General features: G+C 44.1%; 11 protein-coding genes and 1 pseudogene. 9 read left to right on the top strand and 3 right to left on the bottom strand.

Features of this window, described 5'->3' with window-relative positions:
* Window positions 1-4 precede the first annotated feature (4 nt).
* On the bottom strand, window positions 5-1,804 hold the full coding sequence (locus AB4Z17_RS15635) for a cache domain-containing sensor histidine kinase (protein ID WP_441960723.1): 1,800 nt from the start codon (window positions 1,802-1,804) through the stop codon (window positions 5-7).
* A gap of 171 nt (window positions 1,805-1,975) precedes the next feature.
* Between AB4Z17_RS15635 and AB4Z17_RS15630 the strand changes: the two genes are divergently transcribed.
* The 4 genes from AB4Z17_RS15630 (at window position 1,976) to AB4Z17_RS15615 (ending at window position 6,775) form a co-directional block, all read left to right on the top strand.
* Complete coding sequence (locus tag AB4Z17_RS15630; protein WP_441910372.1) at window positions 1,976-3,343, top strand: ABC transporter substrate-binding protein; 1,368 nt, start codon at window positions 1,976-1,978, stop codon at window positions 3,341-3,343.
* A gap of 102 nt (window positions 3,344-3,445) precedes the next feature.
* Complete coding sequence (locus tag AB4Z17_RS15625; RefSeq protein WP_441960721.1) at window positions 3,446-4,312, top strand: carbohydrate ABC transporter permease; 867 nt, start codon at window positions 3,446-3,448, stop codon at window positions 4,310-4,312.
* On the top strand, window positions 4,309-5,145 hold the full coding sequence (locus tag AB4Z17_RS15620; RefSeq protein ID WP_441960719.1) for a carbohydrate ABC transporter permease: 837 nt from the start codon (window positions 4,309-4,311) through the stop codon (window positions 5,143-5,145). The genes AB4Z17_RS15625 and AB4Z17_RS15620 overlap by 4 nt, the downstream gene beginning before the upstream one ends.
* Window positions 5,146-5,194: 49 nt before the next feature.
* Window positions 5,195-6,775 (top strand): alpha-L-rhamnosidase-related protein, encoded by a 1,581-nt coding sequence (locus tag AB4Z17_RS15615; protein ID WP_441960717.1) that lies wholly within the window; start codon window positions 5,195-5,197, stop codon window positions 6,773-6,775.
* Between the two features lie 186 nt (window positions 6,776-6,961).
* Here AB4Z17_RS15615 and AB4Z17_RS15610 read toward each other — a convergent pair whose 3' ends face one another.
* Window positions 6,962-7,420, bottom strand: a complete 459-nt coding sequence (locus tag AB4Z17_RS15610) for an Lrp/AsnC family transcriptional regulator (RefSeq protein WP_441910369.1) — start codon at window positions 7,418-7,420, stop codon at window positions 6,962-6,964.
* Between the two features lie 176 nt (window positions 7,421-7,596).
* Here AB4Z17_RS15610 and AB4Z17_RS15605 point away from each other — a divergent pair, with 176 nt between their 5' ends.
* Complete coding sequence (locus AB4Z17_RS15605) at window positions 7,597-8,766, top strand: serine hydrolase domain-containing protein (RefSeq protein WP_441910368.1); 1,170 nt, start codon at window positions 7,597-7,599, stop codon at window positions 8,764-8,766.
* A 35-nt stretch (window positions 8,767-8,801) separates the two neighbouring features.
* Entirely contained in the window at window positions 8,802-10,010 is a 1,209-nt protein-coding gene (locus AB4Z17_RS15600; protein WP_441910367.1) for an MFS transporter, read from the top strand.
* 196 nt (window positions 10,011-10,206) lie between these two features.
* On the opposite strand, the pseudogene AB4Z17_RS15595 reads toward AB4Z17_RS15600, so the two are convergent.
* Window positions 10,207-11,265, bottom strand: a pseudogene (locus tag AB4Z17_RS15595) (oxidoreductase); the annotation flags it as partial.
* Window positions 11,266-11,414: 149 nt separating this feature from the next.
* On the opposite strand from AB4Z17_RS15595, the gene AB4Z17_RS15590 reads away from it, so the two are divergent.
* The 3 genes from AB4Z17_RS15590 to mnmH form a co-directional block, all read left to right on the top strand.
* Complete coding sequence (locus tag AB4Z17_RS15590; protein WP_441910366.1) at window positions 11,415-11,858, top strand: Lrp/AsnC family transcriptional regulator; 444 nt, start codon at window positions 11,415-11,417, stop codon at window positions 11,856-11,858.
* A 139-nt stretch (window positions 11,859-11,997) separates the two neighbouring features.
* Window positions 11,998-13,047, top strand: coding sequence for a selenide, water dikinase SelD (selD, locus tag AB4Z17_RS15585; RefSeq protein ID WP_441960715.1), 1,050 nt, complete (start codon window positions 11,998-12,000; stop codon window positions 13,045-13,047).
* Window positions 13,048-13,074: 27 nt separating this feature from the next.
* Window positions 13,075-14,003, top strand: a 929-nt coding sequence (gene mnmH, locus AB4Z17_RS15580; protein ID WP_441960713.1) for a tRNA 2-selenouridine(34) synthase MnmH, incomplete at its 3' end; no start/stop codon positions are given.

The following is a 14,003-nucleotide window of genomic DNA, read 5'->3' as shown; positions in this document are numbered from 1 at the left end:
GCGTTCACCTCTTCTCCCAATTCGAAGGAATTTTGATTTGAATGGTTGTGCCTATGTTTTTTTCGCTTTCAATGGTAACGCCATCTTCGATTCCGTAATAAAGTGTGAGCCGAGAATGGACGTTCTTTATACCAATACTTTGCTTGGTACGCTGCCCAATAGACGAAAACTCAGGCGGCTGAGCGAGCAGTTTGCGTAGCTCCGCGACTTGCTCTTGCGACATGCCTGCACCGTCATCGCAAATTTCGAAGATTATGAGTTCATTATGCTGATAACCCTTGATCGTGATTCGACCTTTGCCACGCTTGTTCTCAAGGCCGTGATAAATCGCGTTTTCCACGAGTGGCTGCAGAATCAGCTTCAACATTTTGGTTTGCAGTACTTGTTCTTCAATTTCTTTTGTAAATACAATTTTTTCGCTATAGCGGATTTGCTGAATTGCCATATAATTGTCCACATGCTGGATCTCCTCGGCAGAGGCAACCAGCTCGCTATCAGTTTTAATGCTGTACCTGAACATATCGCCTAAAGCTTTGGTCATAACAACGATGCTTTCGACTTCTTCGATTTCTGCAATGCTATTGATTGATTCAAGCGTGTTGTACAAGAAATGCGAGTTGATTTGAGCTTCCAGCGCCTTCATTTGCGAATCCATGGTCAAAATGCGATTTTGGTAGCTCTCGCGGATATGGGTATCAATATCCTTCATCATCTTGCCGTACTCATGATACAGAATCCCAATTTCATCGACTCTTTTTTTGTCGGCTTCAATCATGACGAAGCGCTGCGATTTGTTTTTGCGCATCATCTTTGTTAATTGAATGATCGGCTTTGTAATTAAATTAGAGAGGAAGAAGGAAAGTAGTAAAAAGATAATGGCGCAGGAGGCCGATACATAAATGATCAGCTTTTGCGATATGCCATATTGTTCATACACTTTGGCGACCGAAATATTGGCAATGACCTTCCAATTATTGCTCGGTACAGCTTGAATGACTGTTAAGTTTTTGGAATCTGTGAATTGCTGCTTTGAGCCCGTCATCGCCATAGATTTGCGAAGCAGTCCGTCCGGCAAATATTGACCAATGTCACGATTAGTGCCGTCAAATAGAATTTTTCCCTGCTCATTTGCTAAATAAATATTTGAAATGCTTGGGGCTGGATTCCTGTTTAAGCCTGCAAAAATGTCCATGCTGCAATCCAGCATAAAAACGCCTAAAAATTCATTGGAATTGGGATCAAAAAGCGATCTTGAAAAACCGATTGAAGATTTGGCATTAATGATATAGGGCTTTACACCAACATCGCCGATGTAAAGCTCTCCTTTGCTTGCAACGGTCTGCTTGTACCATTCGTCGTTGAAGGGAATGTAATCGACCATTAAGTCTGTTCCATTTCCGTAACTAATGAATTTTCCGTCGGGCATGAATAGGTAAATTCCATTAATGTAATTATAACCCAGTAAAATATTTTCGAAAATCAGCTTAAGCTTGGCTCTCGTAATGAAAATCTCGTATTGGTTGTTCGTATTTTGCAGCTTTCTCAGCTCATCGCTGACTGTACTGTAAGCGGTTGCAGTGGATGACTGCTGCTGCACAGTAATTGAGATCCGGTCAATATTTTTCAAGATTTCCTCAATGCTTTTTACCGAGTTGTTGATCGTTGTGGATGCAACAAGGGAGGTCTGTTCATTGACAAGCCGTGTATAGCTGCGATAAGAACTGACAGTAACGACAATAATAGGCACGATGGATACGAGAACAAGAACAAGAAACAGCTTAGTTTTAATATTAAAAAAGAGCATACACGTATCCTCCTTGTTTGTCTAATCTAAAAATAGTGCACCAAATGAGCTAAAGCATTTATACTGTTTCTCACATTATTATAAAAGTGTGCTTAAGGCAATAGCGTCTCATGAAATGGCAGGAGAGAGTGAGACATTACCAAAAACAATAGAAACAGGGGGAAATGCAAAATGAAATCAGTAAAAACAATGGGGCTCGCTATTTTAGTATTTTGCTTTGTTCTGCTCAGTGCTTGCAGCTCTAGCAATGGTACTCCGAACGCGACGAATACGCCGGCAACTAATGCAGGCACCAACGACGCAGGTGGTAAAAATGCAGGAACTGATTCTTCAGAGCCGATTACGTTAACGATGATGATGTCTGGCAACAAAGCGTCGGAAGGGGAAGATTTTGAGCTCGAGACGCTGCCGCGTCTCGTGAAGGAGAAATTCCCGAACATCACGCTTGAAGTACAGAAGCTTCCCGATGATCAATACAATACTTCGGTGCGTACAAAGCTTGCAGCGGGACAAGGGCCGGATATTTTCTGGATATTCCCTAAAAATGCAGCAGGCGGAGTCATTGATTTCGCTAAAGCGGGTTTTGCTGCTGATCTGTCCGAGTTGAAATTCTGGGACAATATCGGTGCTGGCGCTAAGGAGGATATGTCCTATGACGGCAAGCCTTACGGCGTCGCTGAAGGTCTTGATTACTTAGGCGTTTACTACAACAAGGAAATGCTGGAGCAAGTGGGTGTGACCGAATTCCCGAAAGACTGGACATCCTTTCTTGAAGCTTGCCAAAAGCTGAAGGATGCAGGCATTACGCCAATCGTGCTTGGTGATAAAGACCCTTGGGTCATTCAGTTCGGTATGTACCCGATTGCAGCAAACGTGGTTTACCCGGATGAAATGGATTTTGATGTTAAAGTGCAAAATGGTGAAAAATCGCTGAACGACCCTAAATGGGTGAAAACGATTTCGATGTACAAAGAGCTGTATGACAAAGGTTATGTCGTGAAAAATTCACTTGGAGTAGGCAGCGCGCAGGCTTCCCAGTTGTTCATCGATGGCAAAGCGGCTATGACGTTTACAGGCACATGGGACTACGCTTCTATGACGTCGAAGGGCGCGGCGGAGTTTACCCGCGGATTTGCTTCTCTTCCAGGCAATGACGCTGGCAAACCAACGTTTGTATCAGCGGCAACCGCTGCTGGCTATGGGTTAAATGCAAAGTCCAAAAATCTTGATGCAGCTAAAGAAATTCTTAATTATCTGTTCGACGGTGAATCGGAATTGTTTAAAGCATATGTCGCTTCCAACAGCTCCATCAGTGTATACAAGGATGTTCCTTTGACTAACGAGTTGTTCAAGGAAGTCAACGATAACTATCAAACAAATGGCAATTCGGTATACTTTAGCAACCAAATGTGGCCTGCAGGTGTTTCTGATGTGATGCAAGCCAAATTCGCAGAAATCATTGGCGGACAAAAAACGACGCCGGAGGATGTTGCGAAGGCGATGGATGAGAAGTTCCAGGAGCTATGGAAAAATAAATAATCTTTGGAGTGAATGGGCAAGTAGTAGCGGAGGGAAGACAACCGTCTTCCCTGCCGTTATGAGGTTAGCTGGAGAGGATGGAGCAACATGAATTCGACCGTAATGAAAAAAACAATGTACTTTTTTGCAGTACCGGCCCTCATTTTTTATTTAATTTTTTGGATATTTCCGATATTGAGATTGTTTCAATACAGTGTCACTGATTACAACGGTTTCGCTCAAGCGTACAATTACATCGGGCTAGATAACTACAAAGCACTATTTAAAGGAGATACACTAGGTATTTCCGTCAAGAATACGTTGATTTATACGCTAGTTACAGTGGTGCTCGGCAATATCATTGGTCTTGCACTTGCACTTCTATTAAACATGAAAATTAGAGGGAAAGGGATTTATCGCTCCTTGTCTTACATTCCGACGTTATTCAGCGCAATCGTTGTCGGATTCATTTGGAGCTATGTATACATGCCAGATTACGGTATGATCTCAACCTTCCTGGATAAATTCGGCATAAATGACGACAATCTAAATTTCCTAGGCAGCTACTCCTCAGCACTATATGCCATCATTTTTGTTGAGATATGGAAAAATATTGGAACGACAATGATTATTTTCCTTGCTGGCTTGCAAACCGTCCCTAATGATTTGCTCGAAGCAGGGAAAATGGACGGTTGTGGCCCTTGGCGGCTGTTGCAGCATGTGAAGCTGCCGCTGCTTGCGACTGCGATAACGATTAACGTAACGCTTAGTCTAATCAATGGCTTGAAGGCCTTCGACTTCCCGTTCATTATGACAAACGGCGGTCCGGGCACTTCTACCAATACGTTGATTTATTCCATCTACAAGATGGCTTTTACGGAGCAGCTGTTCGGTAAGGCATCAGCGCTTGGCGTTATTTCCTTTGCCCTGATTATTGTGCTTACTGCAGCATTTGTTATCCGCATGAACAAACGGGAGGTGTCGGCATGACTATCGGTTCTTTGACGAAAAAGACACTGGTTCAACTGGGCGTCATCGTTGTGATGGCTGTTAATTTGATCCCACTCATTATTRCATTGTCGACTTCGCTTCGTGATCCAAAAAATAATGCCAATCCGCTAAACTTGTTTAGTGAAATTTCTTTTGCAAGCTATCGGACTGCCTTTGAACGGATGCATTTTCCGCAAGCGCTTATGAACAGCATTATACTTACAGGAATTTCTGTTATCTTGGTCGTACTGCTGGCAGCGATGGCGGCTTACCCAATGGCGAGGCTTAAAACCAAATGGAGCAAATTTTTATATTTGTTTTTTCTCTCAGGACTGGTTGTGCCCTCCCAGATGGTGCTCATCCCGATCGTGCAGATGATCAATTCGCTTCATATACCGACTTCACAGTATACACCGATACTAATGTTTATTACATGCAGTCTTCCTTTTTCCACATTTTTGTATACGGGCWTCATTAGAAGCGGCGTACCGGAAGAGGTAGAGGAAGCGGCTCATATCGATGGAGCGGGGTTGTTCCGCAGGTTTTGGCTGGTGGTATTCCCTCTGCTTATCCCGGTTACGGTGTCGGTCATTATTACACAGGGCGTATGGATATGGAATGACTACTTCTTTAATATGATTTTCATCTCCCGAGCGGCTGAATCCCCATTGCCCCTAGCTATGCTGGGCTTTCTCGGTGATCAGCAAAACCCTACGCAGTGGAATGTGCTGTTTGCTGCCTGTTTCCTGTGCGCGCTGCCGCTCCTAGTTGCTTTTCTGTTTTTGCAAAAATACTTTGTGGGCGGGATGACGGTTGGAGCAGTCAAAGGCTGAGTTAAGGCCTTACGATTATTAGCCTTCAGGCAGAAATGGAGATAAGGCAATGAAAACGAAACAAACGAACCAACCATTTGTGGACTTGGCGGAGACGCTGATTCCACATTTATATGAAGAAAAGGTTTTTCCTACAAGTCTGATTGACATTGTGAAAGACACAGACGCCTTTCAGGGCTGGCGGACAGTGCGTACCGATTCGATTGATGAGCTAGCCAATCGTGTATTATCCAAAGGAGACAGCGTAACGCTCGATTTTGGGGTTCATCAGGTTGGGTACCTTACGCTCTCAATTAACAATGTACACAGTAATGCGGATGCGCCGCTTCGGTTAAAGCTCATATTCGGTGAGATGCCTTGTGAGATCGGAGAGGACTTCGACGATTATGAAGGCTGGCTCAGCCGGTCTTGGCTGCAGGATGAGACGATCAATATCGACGTGCTGCCAGGGACGGTAACGCTGCCAAGGCGCTATACTTTCCGGTATTTGAAAATAATCGTACTGGCCACATCACAGCGGTACAGCGTTTCATTCCCTGAGATTTATTGCAAGACCGTAACCTCAGGTGATGTCTCGCAGGTCAAGCCGCTTCCGGACGGCATATCCAATGAGCTAAAGGTGATGGATCGCATCGGTATAAAGACACTTCAGGACTGTATGCATACTGTCTTTGAGGACGGTCCGAAGCGGGATCGAAGGCTTTGGATCGGCGATCTGCGACTTCAAGCGCTAGTAAACTATGAAACGTTTAACAGCAATGACCTTGTCAAAAGATGTTTGTATCTCTTTGGCGGAATGCTGCTTGAGGACGGACAGGTAGGTGCTTGTTTATATGAGAAGCCTGCACCCTTTGTAGATGACATCTATTTATATGATTACTCGCTCTTTTTCGTCGCCACTTTATATGATTATTATGAAGCAACCAAGGATCGTATTACGCTAAATGAGCTGTGGCCGATTGCAGTGGAGCAGCTTCGAATTGGGTTGAAGCGACTGGATGAACGGGGAATCGTAACGGATGACGATACATGGTACTGCTTTCTTGATTGGCATGATGAGCTGAACAAGCAAGCAGGCGCGCAGGCCGTTCTAATCTATTGCCTTAAAAGAGGACTTGCTCTAGCTGAGAAGCTGGGTGAAGGTGAAGCGCATGCATTTATTTCGTCGGCAATCCAGCAAGCGACGGACGCGGCTATGACGTTTCTTTGGGATCAGGATCAAGGGTATTTCACAAGCGGGCCCTCTAGTCAGATATCTTGGGCCTCACAAATTTGGATGGTGCTGGCCGAGGTGATGGATGCAGAACAAAATGGCATGCTGCTTGATCGTTTATTCGATCGGCCTCCGGCAATTGCGATGTCGACGCCATATCTATATCATCATCTGATTGAGGCACTGCTGTTGAGTGGAAGAAAAGAGAAGGCATTGTCCGAAATGCGCGCCTATTGGGGCGAGATGATCAAGGATGGAGCGGATACCTTCTGGGAGCTGTATAATCCTAGCGATAAGAAGCTGTCGCCGTACGGCAGCAATTTAATCAACAGCTATTGTCATGCATGGAGCTGTACTCCGACTTATTTTATACGGAAATACTTTGTAAATGAAAACAGCTTGAAAGCTATTCTCTAGGAGGAGAGCCTCTCAACTCGATTATAAAAACGAGAGGATATTGAATCTAATTTAAAGTGCATCCCTAAAAATGGACATTGAAACAAACCTCAGGTTTATTCGATGGCATTTTAGGAATGCATTTTTTTGTGCTGCTATCAAAGGGGCAAAAGCTAAGAACATATCTTCTATTTCGAAAGGGACGGATTAACTCAGCATATTGGAGTTGGCATCTATAAGCGCGGGGATAAGAAATTTATGATCGATAGGCGATGACATGACAATTAGAATTGTATAGGTTCCGTATTTGTCACATTGATTTCCGAACTCTTCAAGAGCTTGTGTGGAGTCGGTTATTACTTTCAACAAGTAATTGTGTTCTCCGCTGATGCGGTAACATTCCACGACCTCAGGAGCAGAGCGGCAGAACGCAAGGAATGCATGACAATCTCTTGAATGAAACAACATGTAGGCTGATGCATGTTTACCTATTTTATCAGGAGAAATAACGGTGCGATACTCACTAATAATCCCTTTTTCCTCCATGCGCTTTACTCTTTCTGTTACTGCGGGCTGCGATAAACCGACGCTTTTTCCAAGTTCAGTCATAGAAATTCTCGCTTGGCTTTGGAGATGATAAAGTATTTCCTTATCTACATGGTCCATACAAATCTACTCCTTTAAATTTAAGGTATCCGTTATAAACTAGCTTGGCTTTAACCGTAAAAAGGCGAATCTAACTTCGTTCCCTTATGTAAGCTCGATAACTTATTTTATATAATATACTTACAATAGTAAAGTGTTTAAGGCTTTAACTATTTCGAAAGGATGAACATCTAAGTATGTTGCATACAAACAAGTTTAGTACAGAACGATTAGCAGGTCGGATCGATGAGGTCATCGATCGAACGCTTGCTGATAAGCGTTTGGTCGGTGCTGTCATTAAAGTGGCGTTAGACGGGGAAGTGGTTTATAGCCGCGCTGCGGGTTATGCCGATCGTGAAATGAACCGGCTCATGCGTGAAGATGCCTTATTCCGGCTAGCCTCTGTTACCAAACCTATCGTTACAACGGCTGCCTTAGCATTAGTTGGGCAAGGCCTACTAAAGCTGGATGACCGTGTTGATCACTGGCTGCCAAACTTTCAGCCTCGTCTCCAAAATGGTGAGCTTGCCCTATTAACGGTTCGACATTTGATGACGCACACTGCTGGGCTGACCTATCGGTTCTTTCAAGAAGAAAATGGTTCATATCATCAAGCAGGCGTATCGGATGGTATGGATCAGCCTGGCATCAGTTTGGAAGAGAACCTGATTCGTTTGGCTTCTGTACCGCTCCTTTATCCGCCAGGCACCGAGTGGAAATATTCGATCGCTACAGATGTGCTGGGCGCAGTAATTGAGAAGGTTACAGGAACACCGTTAAGCGAAGCAGTGCATTCACTTGTGACAAAGCCAATTGGYATGAGCGATACTAGCTTTATTGCAATCGACCCAGATCGTCTTACTACTGCTTATACTAATGAAGTTCCAGAACCACGGCCTTTGCTTGAGCACGATAGCATTCCCTTCTTAGAAGGAACTGCGGGCTTCCGTCTTTCCCCGCGCCGGGCACTTGATGATACGGCTTATCCTTCTGGGGGTGCTGGCATGATAGGAAGCGCAGACGATTTTTTGCTGCTGCTGGAAACATTACGGAATGGCGGAGCTCCTCTGCTGCCACAGTCTCTTGTTCATGAGATGTCTACAAACCAGATTGGTGATCTGCCAATGGCTTTTTGGCCGGGGAGGGGCTTTGGCCTAGGCATTACGGTGCTTAAGGATCCAGTGTTAGCAAACACTTCTGAATCAACTGGTACATGGCGCATGGGTGGCACCTATGGTCATTCGTGGTTCGTTGATCCTAATCAGCGTCTAAGTGTGGTGGCGTTCACCAATACTGCACTCGAAGGCATGTCAGGTCAGTTTACCGTTGACCTTTGCGATGCTGTTTATGACGGGCTTATAAAATAGAGATTGAACCTAAATAAAAGAGAGGTACTTTTATAATGAATTCAAACCCAGCTTCTGTTACACAGAGTGCTTCCAGCGCAGTTCCTTCAGAACGTCTCCCGTGGGCTGGATTACTCGCCCTTGCAATGACGGGGTTTATTTGTATCCTAACTGAAACGATTCCAGCTGGCTTACTGCTGCAAATAAGTCATGGACTTGGAGTATCTGAAGCTTTTGCTGGTCAACTTGTCACCTTGTACGCCCTTGGTTCACTGCTGGCTGCGATTCCCCTAACGACCTTGACGCGCGGCTGGCGGAGAAGACCGTTACTGCTCATGTGCATTCTTGGTTTTCTCGTCTTCAATACCGTTACCACTTTTTCTTCCAACTATACACTGACGCTGATCGCTCGGTTCTTCGCGGGCGTTTCTGCGGGTGTCTTATGGGGCATGTTAGCAGGTTATGCCCGTCGCATGGTGCCGGCATCACTCAAGGGAAGAGCTATGGCAGTGGCCATGGTGGGTACACCTCTAGCGCTAGCGCTGGGTGTCCCCGCAGGAACTTGGCTTGGTTCGCTCGTTGGCTGGCGCTTAGTCTTCGGGATTATGTCACTTATGGCTCTGGTATTAGTCGTCTGGGTGGTTTGGAAATTACCGGACTATCCAGGAGAATTGCCAGGTAAAAGACTCTCGTTATATAAGGTATTTGGTAAGTCAGGAGTACGTCCGGTGCTGTTTGTTGTTCTTGCTTGGGTGCTGGCACATAACATCTTGTATACCTATATTGCACCGTATCTTGCTCATGCTGGACTCTCTCAGCGTGTAGACTTGGTACTGCTTATTTTCGGCATAACAGCGCTTGTTGGCATTTGGATCATCGGTGTCTTGATCGACCGGAAACTGCGGCCACTCGTTTTGATTAGTCTGCTTGCTTTCGCCATCGCATCCATCGCATTAACCTTTAGCAATAACCAACCGATCGTGATCTACCTAGTGGTTGCTGTATGGGGGCTGACGTTCGGGGGCGCGGCGACTTTGCTGCAGACAGCCATGGCTGAGGCTGCTGGCGAGAGCGCGGATGTTGCCCAGTCTATGCTGGTGACGGCATGGAACCTAGCCATCGGCGTTGGTGGCGTGTTGGGCGCTATTCTTATAGAAACTGTAGGTGTCGGGTCTTTCCCGCTGTCCTTGCTTATTCTTATCGTTCTTGCACTACTAGTCGCGTGGCGTGCTAAAGAATACGGGTTCCCTTCAAAGAGGCATTAGGTGCTTATTATGAATTTAATCAGCTGAATGATTTATGCGAGTTTAATTTGTACTAGCTTCAGAGAAGAAAGCCGTCAGACATGAGCTGGCGGCTTCTGTTTTTTTTATGGTGATTAAGGATGGGGGGATTACTGTTTATCGCAAACGCTTATTCTAGTCTGCATTTTTTAATCTATAGTGATTTATTAGTAACGTATTAGACAAGATATTTTAGATGAAGTGCAGCATCATACGGTGTTAAGCTGGTTCCGGCCTTCAGACGTTGAACAAAATCAGGATTGGCAAGGAGCGGGCGCCCGAAAGCCGCTAGATCAATGGTTCCGGCTTTTATAGCAGATGCAGCAGATTCATAATCTAAATTTCCTACTCCAATTATTGTACCATTCCAATGTTCACGCACAGCTTGATGAAATGTCATTCCTTTGGTGAATATCTTAGTAAACTGGTTGGTTGAGGGGTGAAGAATCTTAAGGCCTAATGCCTTGAAAATTTGTATATAAGCAGCTATTGTTTGTTCGGGATTATCCCATCTATAATTCGGAATATCATCTTTTATTTCTGAAAAACGAACGATAGTCCTTGGTGCTCCTATCTCTGTCACGATGGCAGTTAGCAGCTCTTTCATGAATGTTAAACGCTGTGATAAGTCCCCGCCATAGTTGTCCGTCCGAGCATTTGTAACCTCTGAATTAAACTGATCGATTAAATACCCATGGGCTGCATGGATTTCAACTCCGTCAAAACCGGCAATTATCGCATTTCTCGCAGCAGCAGCATGTTGTTCAATCACTTCGGAAATTTCGTCCTGAGACATCGCCTCGGGCATCTCATAAGGTTTGCGTAACCGATGTACGAGTCCAGTTGCTGCAATGCTAGATGGCGCTTGAGGAGGAAGCCCTCCCGTTAATTCATGATGGGTCAGCCTGCCAACATGCCAAAGCTGCGCCACGATCGTTCCACCTTCCAAATGAACAGCATCAGTCACCYTTTTCCATGCTTGGATCTGCTCTTTGGTGTATAGCCCTGATATACCATAGGTTCCTTTGGCTCTTGGGCTTGGATTTATCCCCTCCGTAATGATCAGACCAATACCATCAGCAGCCCGTTTACGGTAATATTCTACGACATCTGGACCAACCACACCTGACTTATTGTCGGCAAAGGAACGAGTCATAGGCGCCATGACTACACGTGATTGAAGCGCCCAATTTTCAATCGTAACTTGTTCAAGCAATTTATTAGATTCCATCTTTTTGCCTCCTCAGTGATTAACAGTTGATTAGGATTCAATGATATAATGGAATCATTCTATTTTACATAATAAATTAAAGGCATTGTAACATGAAAACCTTTAAAATTGTTTTATTAATTTTATTTTACATTTAAATTAAAGGAGTGACTAGTTTGGTCGATGAACTGGATAAAAACATTATTATGATTCTTCAAGATCAGGCAAGAATTTCAATGACGGAGTTAGGAAAAGCCGTTGCATTGTCGCAGCCAGCAGTAACAGAACGAGTGCGGAGGTTGGAGGAAAAAGGCATTATTGATCATTACCGTGCTGTTGTTTCTCTTGAAAAATTGAACAAATCGATTGTTGCCTACTTATTATTTCATACAAAGAACTGCGAAAGTTTTGTTGATCATTGCAAAAATTCGCTTGATGTGCTTGAAATGCATCGTATAAGTGGTCAGTACAATTTTTTGGTTAAGGTGAATAGCGAATCATTGCATTCCATGGAAAATGTGATTAATGAAATGGGGAAGTTTGGAGACTCGACAACTTTAATCGTCCTCTCCTCACCTATTGAGCATAGTAAGGTCGTTCCTAATATTCAGGATAAATAGATAGAACCCATATATTCGTTTTTTTAATACAGGTCCTGACACTAGCTTTAGCAAGGCCTTATAAATTTGCGTTCCCACTAAACATCAGGTACGATTTTATTATTAATTATTAATGACGAGTAAGAGAGGGACGAGTCTAATGCATTCAAACGAAACCATAAAGCTGACATCTTTATCTAGCAAGGGAGGATGCGGTTGCAAAATCGGTCCGGCTGATTTAAAAGAAGTCATAGGAAACCTCCCGCTAGCGGAACGTAATCCAAATTTGCTTGTGGGCATCGAAACAAGCGATGATGCAGGTGTATTTCGAATAAGCGACGATTTGGCATTGGTTCAAACCGTAGATTTTTTTACTCCAATCGTAGATGACCCTTATTCTTTCGGACAGATTGCAGCGGCTAACGCAATAAGCGATATTTATGCAATGGGCGGGAAGCCATTAACGGTATTGAACATTGTTGCTTTTCCCATTGCAACGCTAGACAAGCACATTTTAACAGATATTTTACGTGGAGCAGCAGATAAGGTGAAAGAAGCGGGAGCTACCCTTGTAGGCGGACATTCCATTGACGATAAGGAGCCTAAGTTTGGACTTGCAGTAACGGGTTTGATTCATCCCGATAAAATTAAAACCAATGCAGGCGCTAGGCCTGGAGACAAGCTGATTTTGACAAAGCCAATTGGAGTAGGCATTATGACAACCTCGATTAAGRAGGAACAATTAAGTGTGGAGGAAATCGAGCGTGTTACTCGCGTCATGGCTACATTGAATAAGACGGCGGCAGAAATTATGAATAAATATGAAACGCATGCTTGTACTGATGTAACGGGTTTTGGCTTAATCGGACATGCACTGGAAATGGCTAAAGGCAGTGATGTAGGAATAACGATTGTAAACGAAGCGGTACCCAAATTGCCTCGTGTCAGGGAGCTTGCAGAAAATGGATTTGTTCCTGGCGGCACGAAGAACAATTTTAAGCATGTTGAAAATGATGTTATTTTCCCGCAAGCGATGGATCAAGTTGATCGATGGATTTTATGTGATGCGGTGACCTCAGGCGGTTTATTCATTGCAGTTGCAGCAGACCAGTCTGAGCAAATGCTGGATGAGCTTAAGCAAGCAGGTGTGGAAGCTAGTATTGTTGGAGAAGCAACAGAAAGTAATGCTGGCCAAATTGTTGTGCTATAAGATAAACCATTAAGGAGTCATTAAACTATGTTTCAAGACATCACGATCGAGGAATGTTCCAAGCTTCGGAAAAAGGGAGAACTTGTTCTTATAGATGTAAGATCCCCATCCGAGTACAATGAAGCGTCAATTCCTGGCAGTCTTAACATCCCCATATTTAACGATCAAGAACGGGCTGAAATAGGAACACTCTACAAGCAAGTAAGTGTACAAGCTGCAAAAGAAAGAGGCTTGGAAATCGTATCTGCGAAGCTTCCAACCTTCATCAAAACATTTGCTGGCCTATCCGAAAATAAGGCTGTCTTTTGTTGGCGCGGTGGCATGAGAAGTAAAACAACGGCGACTGTACTATCTCTTATGGGAATTAGGGTCTATCGAATAACTGGAGGATATCGCGCATATCGTCAATATGTTGTTGAACAATTGAATGATATCTGCTACGAGCCTCAGTCATTCATCATACACGGAAATACAGGCAGTGGAAAAACCGCTATCCTGCATAAAATGAAACAAAATGGCCATCCTGTTTTGGATTTAGAAGGGCTGGCTGGTCATAGAGGGTCGATTTTTGGTGGAATAGGTTTAAAAGCGCATAATCAAAAAACGTTTGATTCGTTACTGCTTGATAATATACATGAAAATGAGAAATTTTCTTATGTATTGTTTGAAGCGGAAAGCCGCCGAATTGGCAATATTACAGTTCCGGACCTCATGATGGAGTTGAGAGCAAAAGGGCATCACATTAGCTTGGAGATGCCACTTGAAGCCCGTGTTAATCAAATCATCGAAGACTACAAGCCTTGGGAAAATATAGATGAGTGTATGGGGTCATTCCGAAAGATTAAATCCCGTATTCATACCCCTGTTGCAGCGGAAATAGAAGCATGCTTGATGAGTGAAAAGTATCATGCTGCTGTCGAGCTGCTGCTCACTTATTATTATGATCCAAGGTATTC

This window comes from Paenibacillus sp. TAF43_2, from assembly GCF_052113545.1.
GTDB lineage: Bacteria > Bacillota > Bacilli > Paenibacillales > Paenibacillaceae > Pristimantibacillus.
Note: the sequence above shows the minus strand (reverse complement) of the source record. Positions and strands in the feature narration are given on the sequence as shown.